Here is a 16,590-nt window from a genome sequence, read left to right on the forward strand (position 1 = left end):
AGCAGCCAGCCCTGTATCTCGTAAGGCTGCCGGCCGTCAGGACATCTTCAACAAGCGCACGCCCATAGCAACATGCTCAGGTAATACCCCCCAACCTATGCAATCCAGGAGCGCCTCACGAAGGTCGAAATCGGGTCTCAGTGGTCGTGCGCACCATGCTCCTGCAGCGAGAGCCCAAAAGTCCGCACCAGGTCGCTGACCTGCTCCGGTGACAGGTAGCGGGGGTTGAGGCCGCGCAGAAGCAGATAGAGCTTTGCCGTTTCCTCCAGCTCTTCGGTAGCGAATACCGCTGCCTCGAGCGTCTCGCCCGCGACGACGGGACCATGGTTGGCGAGCAGCACCGAAGAGTAGCGTCCGGCGAGCCCTTTGATTGCATCAGCTACCGCAGGGTCTCCGGGACGGAAATATGGCACCAAAGCCGTCTGTCCGGCGCGCATGAGATAGTACGGCGTCATTGGCGGCAGGACCGACTTGGGATCGATCTCGGGAAGCATGGTGACGGCCACCGCATGGGTTGAGTGCAGGTGCACAATCGCACGCGCTGCTGCCCGCGTCTCGTAGAGGGCGGTATGCAGGGGGATTTCCTTGGTCGGCGCATCGCCCGCGACGAGCCGCCCTTGCGCATCGAGCCTGGCAAGGCGAGCCGGATCGAGAAAGCCCAGCGATGCGTTGGTCGGCGTCACAAGCCAGCCGCCGTCATCGAGCCGCAGACTGATATTGCCCGATGATCCCGGTGTCAGCCCGCGCTCGAATAGGGAACGGCCGAAGCGGCATATCTCTTCGCGAAGTTTGGCCTCGCTCATGTTGTGGCTCCCTCGATCAGTTCGAACCCGAGATCGATCTTCGTCGGCGGCCCGTCGGAGCAGACCAGCCGGGCGCCGGTCTCTCCGACCGCGACGCGTGGCGTCCGGATGGTGGAAAGCGGTTGCGGCGCCGCGCGGGCGACGTCCAGGCCGTTATAGCCGAAAATCGCCAACCGGCCGGGGATGGCGATGCCGCGGGCAAGGCAATGGAAATAACCGCCAATCGCCATGTCGTCGTTAGAGAAATAGACGGCATCGAGATTGGGGGCGCGCCCGAGCAGCCGGCCGAGACCCTCGCGCCCGGCCTCGATCGACGAAGATGAGGGAATGATTTCTTCCGCGGCGACTTCAAGGCCTGCCTCTGCGAGCGCCGAGCGAAATCCGGCGAAGCGTTTGGCGGCGCGCAGATCGCGGCTGAGATCGTGGCCCACATAGCCGATGCGCCGATAGCCGCGCGAGACCAGATGACGCGCGCTCGCGCCTCCCGCCTCGCGGTTGGAATAACCGACGACGATGTCGATGCCATCGCCATCGGAATCGAGCAGTTCGGCGACCCTGATGCGGGCGTGCCTGAGCATGGCCACGGTACGCTCGGTGTGTTCGAGCCCGGCCACCATCATGCCCGCCGGACGCCAGCTAAGCAGCGACTCGACGAGGGTTTCCTCGCGGCCCTGTTCGTAGTCCGTCACCGCGACGACAGGTTGGAACCCGGCGCCCACCAGCACCGTGTTGGCGCCGCGCAGCATGTCCGGAAAGACGATGTTGCTGAGCGACGGTATCACGATCCCGACCAGCTTGGAGCCGGTCGAGGCCAGCGTGCCGGCGATGCGGTTCGGCACATAGCCGAGGCTTCTCGCGGCATTGAGGACGCTCTCGCGTGTCTTGGCCGAAAATGAACCGTGCCCGCGCAACACGCGCGAGGCGGTGCTCTCGCCGACGCCGGCCGCGCGTGCGACATCGGTAAGGGTCGTCGTCCCCGTCGGCGTGCCGTCGGCCAGCTCGTCGGCCACTTTCGATCTCCCCGCTGGAGCGCGACGTCGCACTCGACCGTCCTCGCTTCCGTCCATCTCTTTTGCCATGTCGCGGCAACCTTTTCAAACAATTGTTGGCAGCGCTGCCACTTTTTCGTTGGCAGCGCTGCCAATCCATGTTATCCGGTTACGCAAGCGCTGCCAAAACCGCCACCGGCGGGGCGCGCTGACACCCCATTCACAGTCAAGGGAGGAACCAATGACCGTGCTTACACCTGCGCTACCGGCGCAAGCCGTAGCTGAAATCGAAACGAGGAGGACCGCCTACAGCAAGGTCTTCTGGCGCATCGTGCCGTTCCTGATGCTGTGCTACGTCGTTGCCTATCTCGACCGCGTCAACATCGGCTTCGCCAAGCTGCAAATGTCGGCCGACCTCGGATTCAGCGAGACCGTCTACGGCCTCGGCGCCGGCATCTTCTTCATCGGCTATTTCCTGTTCGAGGTGCCAAGCAACGTCATTCTTCACAAGGTCGGCGCGCGCATGTGGATCGCGCGCATCATGATCACCTGGGGTTTGATCTCAGCTGGCTTCATGTTCGTCACGTCCGCGCCGACATTCTACCTGTTGCGCTTTCTGCTGGGCGTCGCCGAAGCCGGGTTCTACCCGGGGATCATCCTTTTCCTCACCTACTGGTATCCCTCGCATCGCCGGGCCAAGATCATCGCGGTGTTCATGTCCGCGATCCCGGTCTCAGGCATATTGGGCAATCCTCTTTCCGGCTGGATCATGGATTCGTTCGATGGCGCCCACGGCCTCGCCGGATGGCAATGGATGTTTCTTATCGAGGCGGTTCCAGCCGTCCTTCTCGGCATCGCTGTCTTGTTCTTCCTCGACAACGGCATTCGTCAGGCCAAGTGGCTGAGCGAAACGGAAAAGCAGGCCCTGGAAGAGGAGATCGCACGCGAGGAGCGTCACAAGGAGAGTGGGCATTCGGTAGCCGGTATCTTCCGCGATCGCCGAGTTTGGCTGATGTGCCTGATCTACTTCACCTTCGTGATGGGCCAGTACGGGCTGACCTTCTGGATGCCGACCCTGGTCAAGGCGACCGGCATCACCGGAAACTTCAATATCGGACTGATCAGCGCGATCCCCTTCATCTGTGCCGTCGTGGTCATGAATCTGTTCGGCCGCAGCGCTGACAGGCATCGCGAGCGCCGTTGGCACCTGGTCGTTCCGGCACTGCTCGGGGCCGTCGGTTTCGTCGTCGCGGCCGCCAGCTCGAATCTGACGATCGCCATCGCCTTCCTGTCCGTTGCAGCGGCCGGAGCGATCACCTGTGCGCCGCTGTTCTGGTCGCTGCCGACGTCATTTCTCGCCGGGACAGGTGCCGCGGCAGGCATTGCGCTCATCAATTCGGTCGGCAATCTGGCCGGCTTTGTTAGCCCGTATCTCGTCGGCTACCTGAAGGATTTGACCGGCGCAACGCAGGTCGGCATGTATGCGCTCGCCGCAATCCTGGTGCTCGGCGCGGTCCTGGTGCTGACGACGCCACCCAAGCTGGTCAATCGCTAAACCGGATTGCGTTTCGAATAAGGATCTCCGTGATGACCGTTTATGATCGAAGCAAGGAAAACCCCGCCGGAGCAAGGACGAACCGGGCCGCCCTGATCGGCATCGGTTCCATGGGACTTGGCATGGCCATGTCGCTCAGGCGGGCCGGGTTTGAAGTGGCTGGCTTCGACGTGGACGCCGCGGCCGTCGCCCGGCTCGTCGACGCGGGCGGCCGAGGCGCGGCAAGCCCCGCCGAGGCCGCTGAAGGTGCCGACGTCGTCGTGTCGGTGGTCGTCAACGCCGCGCAAACGGAGGCCATCCTGTTCGGTACGAACGGCGTCGCCGAAACCATGGCCGAGGGCGCGGTTTTCGTCTCCTCGGCCACGATCGATCCCGATGCGGTGCGCCGCCTTGCCACGCCGCTCGAAGCGACGGGACGGCTCTATCTCGACGCGCCGATCAGCGGCGGGTCGGTGCGCGCCGCCGAGGGTGCGCTCACCATTCTGGCCTCCGGCAGCCCTGCCGCCTTCGCCAGAGCGCGGCCGGCACTGGATGCAATAGCCACCAACGTCTATGACCTCGGTGACGAGCCGGGCGTTGGTGCAGCCTTCAAGATGATCAACCAGTTGCTTGCTGGCGTGCACATAGCGGCGGCCAGCGAAGCCATCGCATTTGCCGCCCGGCAAGGGCTGGACATCCGCAAGGTCTACGAGGTGATAACTGCCTCCGCAGGCAATTCGTGGATGTTCGAGAACCGGGTGCCGCACGTGCTGGACGGCGACTACACACCGCGCAGCGCGGTCGACATCTTCGTCAAGGACCTCGGCATCATTCAGGATATGGCCCGCAACGCCAAATTCCCGGTGCCGGTGGCCGCGGCCGCGCTACAGATGTTCCTGGCGACCTCGGCGGCTGGAATGGGCCGGGACGACGACGCATCCGTCGCCCGGCTCTACGCAAAGATCACCGGCACCGAACTGCCCGCCACCCGCGAACCTGGCCAAACCGGCCTGACATCGGCCTGACATCGGCCTGAGGAAGACTGGATCGCCCATGCCCCGCTTTGCCGCCAACCTGACAATGATGTTCAGCGAGTGGCCGTTCCTGGATCGGTTCCAGGCGGCCGCCGATGCCGGCTTCCGTGCGGTCGAATTCCTGTTTCCTTACGAGCACACGCCCGAGGCGATCGGCGAGCGCCTTCGCAGATACGGTTTGACCCAGGCTCTGTTCAATTTGCCGCCTGGCGATTGGGCCGCCGGCGAGCGAGGATTGGCCGCCTTGCCCGATCGATTTGCCGAGCTCCAGGCCGCCGTGGCATTTGCCCTTCCCTACGCAGAGGCCACGGGCGTGAAGCGTCTGCATTTGATGTCGGGGCTCGCCGCTCGCGAGGACAGGGCGGCCGTGGATACCTATCGCAAAGCGATCATCTGGACCGCCGGCAAGCTTGCCGATCGCGGCATCGACCTGGTGATCGAACCAATCAATGGCCGCGACATGCCGGGCTATTTCCTCAATGACTTCGACTTTGCCGAGCAGCTCATCGGCGAACTGGCCCTGCCCAATCTCAAGCTGCAGTTCGATGTCTACCACCGCCAGATCCTGCACGGCGATGTCGTCATGGCGTTGCGCCGGCTGCTGCCGATCATTGGCCATGTCCAGATCGCAAGCGTGCCCTCCCGCCATGAGCCGACTTCGGAAGAGCTCAACGACCGGTTCATCTTCGCGGAACTGGACGGGCTGGGCTATGATGGTTTCGTCGGTTGCGAATATCGGCCCGGCGGCAAGACACTTGAGGGGCTCGGCTGGTTCGCCCCCTTTGCCAGCGGGCCCCTCCCCCAGGCCGGCATCGGAGTTTCGCTATGAGCCTCGCCCTCGGCGCAATTGCGGACGACTACACAGGCGCGTCCGACCTGGCCAACACGCTCGCCAAGGAAGGTCTTCGCACGGTTCAAACCATCGGCATTCCGGCCGCTGGTCTCGATCTCCCCGAGGTCGACGCGGTTGTCGTCTCGCTCAAGATCCGTTCGGTTGCCGCCGCGCAGGCGGTGGAGCGCGCCCGCGCGGCCGACCAATGGCTGCGCGCCCGCGGGGCAGCGCATGTGATGTACAAGATCTGCTCGACCTTCGATTCCACCGATGCTGGCAATATCGGCCCGGTGCTGGACGCCTTGCGTCACGACGTGGATGAGAAATCGGTTTTGGTGACGCCGGCCTTTCCGGAAACCGGCCGAACCGTCTACCAGGGGAATCTTTTCGTCGGCGCGGTGCCGCTCAACGAGAGTCCGCTCAAGGATCACCCGCTCAATCCCATGCGCGATGCCAATCTGGTGCGCGTACTCGCCCGGCAGAGCATGGCAGCGGTCGGGTCGGTCGACCTCGCGACGGTCGCGCGCGGATCGCGTCCGCGCGCGCAACGCGGCGCTTTCCCAAGATGGAGCCGGAGCGGCAATCGCCGACGCCGTCTTCGAGAGCGATCTTGAAGCGATCGGCGCGGCAGCCTTGGCACAACGCCTGTCGGTCGGAGCGTCCGGCCTGGGACTGGGTCTCGCCCGCGGCCTGGTCGCCGCCGGCACCGCGCGGCGCCATCAACGGACGGTGCTGCGGGACCGGCCGGTCGAGGGGCCTGCGGCGTGCCTCGCCGGCAGCTGTTCGCGGGCGACACTGACGCAGATTGCCCGCGCCGAAGAGACGATGCCCGTGCTGAGGCTCGATCCGGAAAGGCTGATGAGCGGAGTGGCGGAGACGCACCGTGCGCTCGCCTGGGCCGCCGCCCGCTTGGCCGATGGCCCCGTCCTCATCGCCAGCAGCGGATCGCCCGAGGTGGTTTCGGCGCTGCAGGCGCGGCATGGACGTGACGCTGCCGGTCAAGCGATCGAGCAGTCGTTGGCGACCATCGCCGAAGGTCTGGTCGAACTCGGCGTGCGCAGGTTGGTCGTGGCGGGAGGCGAGACGTCCGGCGCCGTCGTGGACCAGCTTGCCATTCCCGCCTTCGAGTTGGGCCCCGAAATCGCCGCGGGTGTCCCAGCGCTGCGTGCACTCGGCAGCCCGCACGGCGAGCTGCTGCTTGCCCTAAAGTCAGGCAATTTCGGCGGCGACCGTTTCTTCGCCGACGCCTTGGCCGTTTTGGCATGAGACGGAGTCTTGGCTGTACAAGGACAACTGAGAAGGTCGCGCCAAGGTCGAATGGCAGCGATGGATTCCGAAGAGGGCCGCTCCTAAGAAGGTGATGCTCAATTTCGGCCGGCGGACCTGCCGAATGACGACAGCCAAGATCGCGCTCGGCCTGATGGCCGCGTTTGGCACCCCAGGCTGCCTCCGGCCCGCACGGGCAGTTCAGGCTTTTGCCCTTCCACGTTGGCACCGATCGCTGCCGGCAGCGCGCCGGCCGCCGCAGTGGTGCCCTCGAGCGACAATTCTCCCCTTCATAAATCCGTTGTGTCGATTTCGTAGATGAAACAGGGGGGCTTTGTGTAATGCCACTCTCTGGAAAAGGATGGAAAATGTCCAAGATCCCCGGCAAGACCGAAACGATCGAAAACGCGGAATCCGCTACTTACGAGCCGTACAAGGTTACCGAGCAGGTTCGCGCTGTCGCCGAACAGGGCATTGAGCAGGCGAAGGAAGCATTTTCCAAATTGGAATCGAACGCCGAGACGACTCAAAAGGCTCTTGAGTCGACCCTTGAGGTGGCCAATACCACCCGCAACGAGGTGTCGCTGAAGACGATCGCAGCTCTGCGAGCCAATGCCGAAGCCGGCTTCGCTCACCTCGAAGCACTGGTTGCCGTGAAGTCGCCATCCGAGTTCTTCGAGCTGCAGGCCGCTTTCGTGAACAAACAGATCGACACTTCCGTCGAGCAGGCCAAGACCCTGCAGGCGGTGATGTTGAGAGCCACCGACGACGTATCCAAGCCGATCAAGGATGCCTTCGAAAAGGCTTTGAAGAACCTCAAGGCCGCTTGACTGCTCAGGCAATCCGAGACCGGAGGTCGCCGACCTCCTCTGCTCGTTACGACATCAAGACCGGCACACTCGCGCCGGTCTTCTTCCATTCGGCCGGCGTCCTTTGCACAAATCGCAACTATCGGCCAAGCATCGCTTTTCCAAACAGTTGGCTACGGAATAGGCCCGCAGTGACGAAGGCCCGAAATCGGGACGAGGACGCCGCTTTGGTCCTGCAGCTACTTGACCATTGATTGTTGCAGCCCGGTGCCGGCGATTTCTCCGGGGCTGCTTTCGAAGTCGAAGAGCCTTTGGGTCGCAAGCGCCGCGGCGCCACGCGCCCAGGAATCGTCTGCCCAATCGGGTGTAATCGGTGGCGGGTTCCACATGGCATAACGCTTCAATGCATCGCGCATTGGCCCGAACAGATAGTTGCCAAAGGTGACGGCTTCGCCCCCGCCGACAATCACTTCCGGATCGATGATATTGCAGAAGCCGCCCAGGTATCGTCCAATCCCCTCGCCTGCCTCCTGCAACAGGTCTATGGCTGCCCGGTCTCCAGTCTTGGCCGCGTTCAGCATGTCGTGGCGCGTCACTTCACCAGGGAGTCGCCTGGCCTCCTTCCATCGCCGCACCAGGGCCGGTTCCGAGAAGAAGGTCTGCAGGCAACCGCGCCTGCCACACTCGCATGGCGGCCCGTTCGGATCGTATGTCGAGTGACCCATCTTGCCCGCGGCGCCATTCGCGCCGTGATGGACAGAGCCATCGATGACCACCGCGCAGCTGATGCCCGCCCCGATGGCCAGGGCCCCGACGGTGCGATGATGCCGGCCAAGTCCGAACAATTGTTGCGCGAGCGCAAATGCGTTGGTGTCGTCGTCCGCCCAGACGGGTACGCGCACGCGTTCGGCAAGCATCGCAGCGATCGGCACATCGGCCCAATTGAACCGGTGGCTCAACCGGCAGACACCGTTATCGATGACGCCTGGTACAGCGATGCCGATCCCGCTGAGCTGGGCGCCTGTCGGTGCCCTGCGGTCGGAAACCAGCTCCTCGACTGCCGAGGCGCAGGCCTCCACCGTACTTTGTGGCGACAGATCGGGGACAACGACCTGCTTCGTAACAAGTGGAGTCGTGGCAAGATCGGTCAGCACACAATCGATGCCGCCTAGCTTCAGCTTGAGCCCGGCCACAAGCCTGCCGGCGTAGTTTATATTGATCGGGATAGGTCGACGTCCCGGCGCGCCAAGACTCGCCTCCCCTTCCACCAGGATATTTTCCTCGAGCAATTCAGACACGACGAACGTCACCGCCGCGGGGCTGAGGCCCGTAACAGAGGCGATTTCGGCGCGGCTTATAGCACCTTGCCTTCGCAGTAGGTTCAGGATCAGCCGCCGGTTGATCGCGCGGGCCGTTTGCTGATCGCCTTTGAGCTTCATTCCTGCCTCATAATTAATTTTGTAAATTAAGTATTGACCATGCTGACATCCATAAGCTACGAATTCGCATGGTTCAATTGGAATCCGGCTGTTCTCAGGGAGGAGATAGAAGCCATGACCACCGACTTTTCCGCGTTAACCACAACAAGGCGCCGTTTCCTCAAGGGCACTGGCGCGGCACTCGCCGCTTCGGCGACTGGTCTTTGCCTCCCGGCCTTGGCGCAGGCTCAGGAAATCACCATCATTTCCAACCTCAGCAATGTCGAGCAACGCCAGATCCTGCAGCGGCTGGCGAGCGAGTATGAGGCAAAATCAGGCACCAAGATCGTCATCAACAACATGGACCACGAGGCCCATAAGACGGCAATCCGCAGCTATCTTGTCGTCGGCGCTCCGGATATCTGCTTCTGGTTTTCCGGCAACCGCATGAAGGCCTTCGTCAACAAGGGCCTTTTTGACGACATCTCCGATCTGTTCGCCAAGGAGAACTACAAGAGCGTACTCGGTGCCACCACAAGCGCGGTCACCGTCGACGGCAAGCAGTATGGCCTGCCGATGGGAGGTCTTCTCTGGGGCCTCTTCTATCGCAAGGACGTCTTCGCCGAAAAAAATTGGTCGCCGCCCAAGACCTGGAACGACTTCCTAGCCTTCGGCGAGGCGGCCAAGTCCGCGAAGATGATCCCGATCAGCATGGGCACGAAGGAGCTTTGGCCGGCGGGCGGCTGGTTCGACCATATGAACCTGCGCATCAACGGGCTCGACAAGCACATAGCGCTGATGGACGGCAAAGTTCCCTACATCGATCCGATGTTGACGCCAGTCTTCGACAAATGGAACGATCTGATCAAGGCGGGCTTCTTCTCGCCGAGCCACAGTTCGTTCGGATGGGAGCAGGCGGGTGCTTCCCTAGCGCAAAAGAAGGCGGCAATGATGGACCTGGGCGGCTTCGTTCGATCCGCCTTTCCGGAAGCGGATTTGCCTCAGCTTGCCTACGCGCCATTTCCCGAGATCGTTCCCGGGGTCGCCCGCTACGAGGATTTTTCGGTCAACTCCATCCACGTTCCGGCGAATGCGAAGAACAAGCAGGGTGCGCGCGACTTCCTCGCCTATTTCTACAAGCCGGAAAATCTGGGCGCATTCCTCGCCGCCGAAGGCGCCATCCCGCCTCGCAACGACTGCCCGCCAAGCAAGGACCCGCTGGTCAATGCTGCGGTCGAGGAACTGAAGAAAGTGGTTGGAACATCGCAATATTACGATCGCGACACCGATCCGGACATGGCCCAGGAAGGGATGGCGGGGCTGCAGGAATTCATGGTCAAGCCTGAGCGACGTGAGCAGATCCTCAAGCGCCTCGAAAAAACCCGCAAGAGAATCTTCGGTTGATCCTCCCTGGCTGACGGGCGCCGCCTTTCGGCGGCTCCCGTCTCTCTTTTTTCGGATGGAACGCCATGCCTCCTGTCTGGCGCAGAAATCGTCATTGGTTGACGCCGGTACTTTTCCTGCTGCCGGGCCTCATCCTGTTCGGCTCGGTGATCCTTGCCGCCTCCATCGAGACGGTCTGGATTTCGCTGCACGACTGGGATGGGATTGGCGCCAAGACCTGGGTCGGGCTCGCCAACTATGTCGAACTGGCCGACGATCCGCAGTTCTACGTCTCGCTCAAGAACAACGTAATCTGGCTGCTGATCTTCATGCTGGCGCCGCCGATCGGCCTGGCGCTTGCGCTGATCGTGAATCAGCAGATCCGAGGCATGCGCATCCTCAAGTCGCTGTTCTTCGTGCCGCTTGTGCTGGCGACCGTCACCGTCGGTGTCGTGTTCGGATGGGTCTATGATCCAAACTTCGGGCTGCTGCAGCTTCTCTTCGGCGCCTTTGGCGGTACCGCCCCGGCGTTGCTTTCAGACGAGACCTTCGTCACCTTCGCGGTAGCCGCCGCCGGTCTATGGCCACAGATCGCGTTCTGCATGATCCTGTTCCTGGCGGGACTGAACAGCCTCAACGACGATCTGATCGCCGCCGGACGCGTCGACGGTGCGCGCGGCTGGCGCATGTTGCGCCATGTCGTCCTGCCGCAACTGTCGCAGGTCGGCTTCATCGCCATCGCGGTGACGGTGATCGGTGCGCTGCGCTCCTTCGACATGATCGCGGTCATGACCAGTGGCGGCCCCTATGGCTCGTCCACCGTGCTCGCCTACCAGATGTATCAGGAGTCGATCTTTTCCTACCGCTTTGGCTACGGCGCCGCGATCGCCACCGTGCTGTTCGTGATCATGATCGTCTTCATCGCCTGGTATCTCAGTGGCCTCATCAAGGCCGAGCGGAGCAACGCCTGATGTACCCGCGCCCCATTCCCGAAAACGCCAGGATCCAGCGAGCCCTCTATCTAGGTGGTGTAACCCTGGTCGTGATCCTGTGGCTGCTGCCTCTGCTCGCCGTGATGCTGACCTCGATCCGTTCCAACGAGGAGCTGATGGCCGGCAACTATTGGGGCTGGCCGCAGAAATTCAGCCTGATCGACAACTACAAGGCGGTTTTCGACCAGACCGCCATGCTGCGCTTTTTCCTGAACAGCCTGCTGATCACCATTCCGTCCGTCATCGGCGTTCTCATCCTGTCGACACTGACCGGCTTCGTCTTGTCGCGCTACCCGTTCCGTGGCTCCAACCTCATCTTCGCCCTCTTCGTCGGCGGCAATTTCCTGCCGGCGCAGATCATGATGATCCCGGTCCGCGACCTGATGGTGAGGCTGGGTCTCTACGACACCGTCTATGCGCTGATCGTTTTCCACATTGCCTTCCAGACCGGCTTCGCCACGCTTTTCATGCGCAACTTCATCGCCGCTCTCCCGGGCGAACTGTTCCAGGCGGCGCGCGCCGAAGGCGCCTCGCCGTTCCAGACATTGCGCCACGTGGTTGTTCCGCTGGTCCGGCCTGCACTGGCGGCACTCGCGATCCTCACCTTCACCTTCGTCTGGAACGACTATTTCTGGGCGATCGTCCTTACCCAGAGTGATGCGGTCAAACCCGTTACCGCAGGCCTGAACAATCTGCGCGGCGAATGGACATCGGCCTGGAACATCGTCTCGGCGGCCACGATCTTCGTCGCCCTGCCCCCGGTCGTGATGTTCTTCATGATGCAGAAGCACTTTGTCGCCGGCCTCACCATGGGAGCCGTCAAGGGATGATCCGCCGCGAACCCTGCCGCACCCGACACGCACGGAAAGGCGCCTCGATATGAGCAGCGTGGAATTGCGAAAAGTCGACAAGCACTATGCCGGCTACCATGCCCTGAAGACGGTCGACCTGACGATCGAAAAGGGCGAGTTCGTCGTCATGGTCGGCCCCTCCGGCTGCGGAAAGTCGACATTGCTGAAGACGATCGCCGGGTTGGAAACCATCAACTCCGGCCACATCGTGATCAACGGGCGAGACGTCACCAGGGAAGAACCCGGCGACCGCGGCATCGCAATGGTCTTCCAGTCCTATGCACTCTACCCACACATGACCGTGGCCGAGAACATGGGCTTCGGCCTGCGGATGGCCCACCGGCCCAGGACCGAGATCGACGCCGCCGTCAAACGCGCAGCACGGATCCTGCGTCTGGAGGAGCAGCTCGACAAGCGACCGAAGCAATTGTCGGGCGGACAGCGCCAGCGCGTCGCGATCGGCCGCGCGATTACCCGCTCGCCCGAGGTGTTCCTGTTCGATGAGCCGCTGTCGAACCTCGATGCCGCGCTGCGCACTCAGATGCGAGTGGAACTTTCGAGCCTGCACGCGCAGCTTGGATCGACGATGATCTACGTCACCCACGACCAGGTCGAGGCGATGACCATGGCCAACCGGATCGTAGTCCTCAACAAAGGCCGGATCGAGCAGGTCGGCTCGCCGCTGGAACTCTACGCCAACCCTGCCAACATTTTCGTCGCGGGCTTCCTCGGCGCGCCGCGCATGAATTTCATCGAAGCGAAAGCAGTGAGCGTCGGCGCATCCAGCGTCTCGGTAGCCGCCGCCGGCCTCCCTGCCATTACCTTGGATGGCATCGACGCCGGCGGCCTTTCGGCTGGTGATGCCGTGACCATCGGCATCCGGCCGGAGGCCCTGCGTGTCGCCGAGCCAAGCGACGGCGCAATGCCGGCCTTCTCCAGCCAGGTGCGTCTGGTCGAGCAGCTGGGGCGCGAAACCGTCCTCTACGTCGACGCCTCTCCGCTTCAGACGACCAATTCCGACAGCGGAACCGGCAATTTCACGCTTCAGCTCAACAAGGTTTCTACCGTCGCGGTCGGCGCCGCGTTGCGAGCAGGGTTCGAAACCGGCGACGCCTACCTCTTCGGCCCGGATGGCCGCACGCTCACGCCAAGAAAACCCGTCGCCTCAATCTGAACCTCGAAATTTCGAAAGTCCCATACGCATGAACCGCAAAGAGCCCGCTCCGCTATCCGTATGGCGGCCCCTCAATCTTGACCGCTTTCTGCTTGGAGCACCTCATTACCCCGAACATGTCGACGAAGGCTGCTGGCAGCGTGACGCCGAGCGCATGGCCGCCGCCGGCGTCAACACAGTGCGTATGGGAGAGTTCGCCTGGCACATTTTCGAGCCCCGCGAAGGCAAGTTCGAGTTCGGCCTGTTCGATCGCGCGATCGAACTTCTCGGCCGCGCGGGGATCGACACGATCATGTGCACGCCGACAGCCACCCCTCCCCGCTGGCTCACCGTCAACTATCCCGAAGTGCTGCGCGTTGACATGAACGGGCGGGCCTCAAGCCACGGATCGCGCCAGCATGCCGACACCACAAGCCCGGTATTCCGCGCCCACAGCCGCCGCATCACCCGCGCCATGGCCGAGCATTATCGGCACAACCCGCGTGTGATCGGCTGGCAGACGGACAACGAGCTCAACACCACGGTGTCGGAATCGTTCGCGCCTTCGACAAGGCTGGAGTTCCAGAAATACCTGCAGAAGGCCTACGGCACCATCGAGGCGCTGAACTTCGCCTGGGGCGGCCACTTCTGGGCGACGGCCTACGACGATTTCTCGCAGATCGACCTGCCGAGACCGCTCATGCCGTCCTACCCCAGCCCCGGCCACGTGCAGGACTACCATCGCTTTCTGGCCGCCGCGACCGCGGCCTTCCAACACGACCAGGTCGAGATCCTGCGCGCCGCCAATCCGGACTGGTTCATCTTCCACAATCTTGGCCAGCTTGCCGACATCGACTTCCGCGGTCAGTTCGGACAGGACCTCGATTTCATCGGCTTCGACATCTATCCGATGCTCTATGACGAGATGCGCCGAACCGGCGGGCATGCCGCGACCCAGGCCCTCCATCTCGACATATGCCGCGCCTATTCCGGCAACTTCATCGTTCCGGAGCAGGCCTCAGGCTTCGGCAGCCAGCCCGGCTTCTCGACGATGACGCCGGAGCCCGGCGAGATGCGTCGCATGGCCATGACCTCGGTGGCGCGCGGCGCCGACGGTGTCATGTTCTTTCGTTGGCGTCCCGCGCATTTCGGCGCCGAGATCTACTGGATGGGCGTCATCGATCACGACGACGTGCCGCGCCGCCGCTATGACGAGGCGAGCCGCTTCTTCCATGAGATCGCCGCCGCGAAGGAGCAGATTCTTGGCACCGCAGTGCGCATGGACCTCGGCATCGCCGGCGCGGACTTCGACAACCAGGAGGCTCACAAGACCTATCCGATCGGCCTCCCCAGTCCGCTCGAAGACGCGACGCTGTTTCATCGCCACTGCTATCAGAACGGCATTGCATGCGGGTTCATTCATCCCGAAGACGATCTTTCGCGGCTCAAGGCGCTCTACGTCCCGCATTGGGTGATGTGGAAGGATGAATGGAACGAGGCTGTCGAAACCTTCGTCCGCAACGGCGGTACGCTGATCCTGTCGGCATTGAGCGGGACGAGGGACGAGAACAACCACATCATTCGCGAGCAGGCTCCCGGCAAGGCCCTTGCAGCCCTGAGCGGCGTCAGGGTGGCGGAGTTCGGCCGCGTCGTTCCCGAAGGCGGCAGCGGCCTGTTTCCGCTGTTTCGTCCGGCTCCGATGGGCACCTATGCACCGCCGCCGCTCCCGGCCTCGTCCGCGGAACGCAAATACCTGTTCACCCTTGGCAATGAAGAATTCCAGGCTGCGCATTTGTACGAGGTGCTTGACGTAGCGCCTGACGCCGAGGTGCTCGGCGTCTGGTCGAACCGCTTCGCCGCCGGCTCTCCGGCAATCACCGCCCGCAAGGTCGGGCAAGGTCGGGTTGTCTATGTCGGCACGTATCTCACGCCGCAACTGACGGAGAAGCTTGTCGATGTCGTGCTGGCCAAAGCCGGTATAGCGCCTTTGCTGCCCGACCTGCCTGCCGGGGTGGAGGTCTCTGTCAGGGAAGCCGACGACCGCCGGCTGATGTTCGTGCTGAACACCACGGAAGTCGCCGTGATCGTACCCAACGTCCCAAAGGGCCTCGACCTGCTGACGGGCAAGGCCGTTGAAGGAACGCTGCAACTCGACCCTTACGGCTGCGCAATAATTCGGTCCTGAACAAATCGAACCAGCGTCCATAGACGCCGAACAGATGCTCTTCGAGGCGAAAAATGCGTTCTTCAATCCGCCGCCACAAGGGATCGCAAAAGCGTTTCCTTGGCGGATGACAAGTGGGCCCCGACTGCCAGCTCGACGCGCGCAAGGTCGTGGCTCAATGGGCGTCGATGTAAGAGATGCTCGATCAAAGCTGCGTGGCTGCGCCGCTTCTCGTCGCTTGTTCGAGGCTGGAGAAGTCATGAAGTCGAGTTGACAGGATAGCGTCGCATCGTCCAACCTAGGCGCCTCACCAGGGGAGTCCCGGCAAGGGGCTGAGATACTGCTATCGCGCGCAGTGACCCGTTGAACCTGATCCAGTTCATACTGGCGTAGGGACGGTGCGAGGCTTCGCGGGTCGGCAATCCGGCTTCGGCATTCGGGCAGTGCCCGCATTCTAAGCGAAGCGTCACTTCCTCCTCATCGCGTGGACTGGGTCTCCGTTGCACTCGAGCAAGGAGGCTCACTCATGAATGCCCACACCCCGACCGTCACCGTCGGCGAACTCCCAGCTTCGAAGAAGGTCCACAAACCCGGTCAGCTCCACCCGGAGCTGCGGGTGCCGATGCGCGAGATCTCGGTCCACCCGAGCGCCGGCGAGCCGCCGGTCACTGTCTACGACTCGTCCGGCCCCTACACGGACGCCACGGTGAAAACCGACATCGAGCGTGGCTTGCCACGGCTGCGCGAGGCATGGATCGAGGCGCGCAGAGACGTGGAGCGCTACGATGGCCGCACGATCAAGCCGGAAGACAACGGCTTCGTCTCAGCCGATCGCCTGACGCCGGAATTCCCGGTTCGCAACAGACCGTTGCGCGCGGCCGGCGGCCGCGCCGTCACACAGCTCGCCTATGCGCGCGCCGGCATCATCACGCCTGAGATGGAGTTCGTCGCCATCCGCGAGAACCTCGGCCGTGAGCAGTTGCGTTCGAAAGTTCAACGTGATGGCGAAAGCTTCGGCGCCGCGATCCCCGACTTCGTCACCCCGGAATTCGTGCGCGACGAGGTGGCGCGCGGCCGCGCCATCATCCCGTCCAACATCAACCACCCGGAAAGCGAGCCGATGATCATCGGCCGCAATTTTCTGGTCAAGATCAACGCCAATATCGGCAACTCCGCCGTCACCTCGTCGATGGCCGAAGAGGTCGAGAAGATGGTGTGGGCGATCCGCTGGGGCGCCGATACGGTAATGGACCTCTCGACCGGGCGCAACATCCACAACATCCGCGAATGGATCGTGCGCAATTCGCCGGTGCCGATCGGCACCGGCGAATTGCGCACGATCCATTCGCGGATGTTGTGGAT

General features: G+C 62.8%; 13 protein-coding genes, 1 pseudogene and 1 riboswitch. Of the genes and pseudogenes, 11 read left to right on the forward strand and 3 right to left on the reverse strand.

Translation table 11 applies throughout. From position 1 onward, the window contains the following. Window positions 1-137: 137 nt before the first annotated feature. On the reverse strand, window positions 138-803 hold the full coding sequence (locus tag EOA75_RS05265) for an aldolase (protein WP_095826166.1): 666 nt from the start codon (window positions 801-803) through the stop codon (window positions 138-140). Continuing rightward, window positions 800-1,813: a LacI family DNA-binding transcriptional regulator gene (locus EOA75_RS05270; RefSeq protein ID WP_245322509.1), complete on the reverse strand. Its 1,014-nt coding sequence runs from the start codon at window positions 1,811-1,813 to the stop codon at window positions 800-802. The genes EOA75_RS05265 and EOA75_RS05270 overlap by 4 nt, the downstream gene beginning before the upstream one ends. 220 nt (window positions 1,814-2,033) lie before the next feature. Here EOA75_RS05270 and EOA75_RS05275 point away from each other — a divergent pair, with 220 nt between their 5' ends. From EOA75_RS05275 to EOA75_RS05300, 5 genes and pseudogenes are all read left to right on the forward strand, one after another. Beyond that, a complete protein-coding gene (locus tag EOA75_RS05275) occupies window positions 2,034-3,347 on the forward strand; it encodes an MFS transporter (RefSeq protein WP_067320488.1) in 1,314 nt (437 codons plus the stop codon). A gap of 32 nt (window positions 3,348-3,379) precedes the next feature. After that, on the forward strand, window positions 3,380-4,351 hold the full coding sequence (gene ltnD, locus EOA75_RS05280) for an L-threonate dehydrogenase (RefSeq protein ID WP_127217092.1): 972 nt from the start codon (window positions 3,380-3,382) through the stop codon (window positions 4,349-4,351). Between the two features lie 28 nt (window positions 4,352-4,379). Next, a complete protein-coding gene (gene otnI, locus EOA75_RS05285) occupies window positions 4,380-5,189 on the forward strand; it encodes a 2-oxo-tetronate isomerase (protein WP_127217091.1) in 810 nt (269 codons plus the stop codon). Further along, window positions 5,186-6,458, forward strand: a pseudogene (otnK, locus tag EOA75_RS05290) (3-oxo-tetronate kinase). Before otnI ends, otnK begins: the two are co-directional and overlap by 4 nt. 368 nt (window positions 6,459-6,826) lie before the next feature. Then, window positions 6,827-7,288 carry a phasin gene (locus EOA75_RS05300; protein ID WP_127215742.1) on the forward strand — a complete coding sequence of 154 codons (462 nt, stop codon included), beginning with the start codon at window positions 6,827-6,829 and terminating at the stop codon, window positions 7,286-7,288. Between the two features lie 218 nt (window positions 7,289-7,506). Here the strand turns inward: EOA75_RS05300 and EOA75_RS05305 are convergent, their stop codons facing one another. Next, entirely contained in the window at window positions 7,507-8,706 is a 1,200-nt protein-coding gene (locus tag EOA75_RS05305) for an ROK family protein (RefSeq protein WP_127215743.1), read from the reverse strand. A 114-nt stretch (window positions 8,707-8,820) separates the two neighbouring features. On the opposite strand from EOA75_RS05305, the gene EOA75_RS05310 reads away from it, so the two are divergent. From EOA75_RS05310 to EOA75_RS05335, 6 genes are all read left to right on the forward strand, one after another. Beyond that, on the forward strand, window positions 8,821-10,089 hold the full coding sequence (locus tag EOA75_RS05310; protein ID WP_127323786.1) for an ABC transporter substrate-binding protein: 1,269 nt from the start codon (window positions 8,821-8,823) through the stop codon (window positions 10,087-10,089). A 65-nt stretch (window positions 10,090-10,154) separates the two neighbouring features. Next, window positions 10,155-11,039 carry a sugar ABC transporter permease gene (locus tag EOA75_RS05315; protein ID WP_067320472.1) on the forward strand — a complete coding sequence of 295 codons (885 nt, stop codon included), beginning with the start codon at window positions 10,155-10,157 and terminating at the stop codon, window positions 11,037-11,039. Beyond that, the gene (locus EOA75_RS05320) at window positions 11,039-11,890 is read left to right on the forward strand and encodes a carbohydrate ABC transporter permease (protein ID WP_095827647.1); all 852 of its coding nucleotides are present in this window, start codon (window positions 11,039-11,041) and stop codon (window positions 11,888-11,890) included. The genes EOA75_RS05315 and EOA75_RS05320 overlap by 1 nt, the downstream gene beginning before the upstream one ends. A gap of 49 nt (window positions 11,891-11,939) precedes the next feature. Continuing rightward, window positions 11,940-13,085, forward strand: a complete 1,146-nt coding sequence (locus EOA75_RS05325; RefSeq protein WP_127240115.1) for an ABC transporter ATP-binding protein — start codon at window positions 11,940-11,942, stop codon at window positions 13,083-13,085. Between the two features lie 28 nt (window positions 13,086-13,113). Next, window positions 13,114-15,249 carry a beta-galactosidase gene (locus EOA75_RS05330; RefSeq protein WP_127323787.1) on the forward strand — a complete coding sequence of 712 codons (2,136 nt, stop codon included), beginning with the start codon at window positions 13,114-13,116 and terminating at the stop codon, window positions 15,247-15,249. A gap of 281 nt (window positions 15,250-15,530) precedes the next feature. Next, window positions 15,531-15,642, forward strand: a riboswitch (TPP riboswitch). A 112-nt stretch (window positions 15,643-15,754) separates the two neighbouring features. Beyond that, window positions 15,755-16,590: phosphomethylpyrimidine synthase ThiC (locus EOA75_RS05335; protein WP_206516966.1), on the forward strand; the 836-nt coding region annotated here is incomplete at its 3' end.

Source organism: Mesorhizobium sp. M1A.F.Ca.IN.022.07.1.1 (assembly GCF_003997575.1).
Taxonomy (GTDB): domain Bacteria; phylum Pseudomonadota; class Alphaproteobacteria; order Rhizobiales; family Rhizobiaceae; genus Mesorhizobium.

Excerpts from the sequence above, each read along its gene's own strand:
- EOA75_RS05310 (WP_127323786.1), top strand. The coding sequence starts at position 8,821 with ATGACCACCGACTTTTCCGCGTTAACCACAACAAGGCGCCGTTTCCTC.
- EOA75_RS05275 (WP_067320488.1), top strand. The coding sequence starts at position 2,034 with ATGACCGTGCTTACACCTGCGCTACCGGCGCAAGCCGTAGCTGAAATC.
- EOA75_RS05330 (WP_127323787.1), top strand. The coding sequence starts at position 13,114 with ATGAACCGCAAAGAGCCCGCTCCGCTATCCGTATGGCGGCCCCTCAAT.
- EOA75_RS05325 (WP_127240115.1), top strand. The coding sequence starts at position 11,940 with ATGAGCAGCGTGGAATTGCGAAAAGTCGACAAGCACTATGCCGGCTAC.
- EOA75_RS05265 (WP_095826166.1), bottom strand. The coding sequence starts at position 803 with ATGAGCGAGGCCAAACTTCGCGAAGAGATATGCCGCTTCGGCCGTTCC.
- ltnD (WP_127217092.1), top strand. The coding sequence starts at position 3,380 with ATGACCGTTTATGATCGAAGCAAGGAAAACCCCGCCGGAGCAAGGACG.
- EOA75_RS05305 (WP_127215743.1), bottom strand. The coding sequence starts at position 8,706 with ATGAAGCTCAAAGGCGATCAGCAAACGGCCCGCGCGATCAACCGGCGG.
- EOA75_RS05315 (WP_067320472.1), top strand. The coding sequence starts at position 10,155 with ATGCCTCCTGTCTGGCGCAGAAATCGTCATTGGTTGACGCCGGTACTT.
- otnI (WP_127217091.1), top strand. The coding sequence starts at position 4,380 with ATGCCCCGCTTTGCCGCCAACCTGACAATGATGTTCAGCGAGTGGCCG.
- EOA75_RS05320 (WP_095827647.1), top strand. The coding sequence starts at position 11,039 with ATGTACCCGCGCCCCATTCCCGAAAACGCCAGGATCCAGCGAGCCCTC.
- EOA75_RS05300 (WP_127215742.1), top strand. The coding sequence starts at position 6,827 with ATGTCCAAGATCCCCGGCAAGACCGAAACGATCGAAAACGCGGAATCC.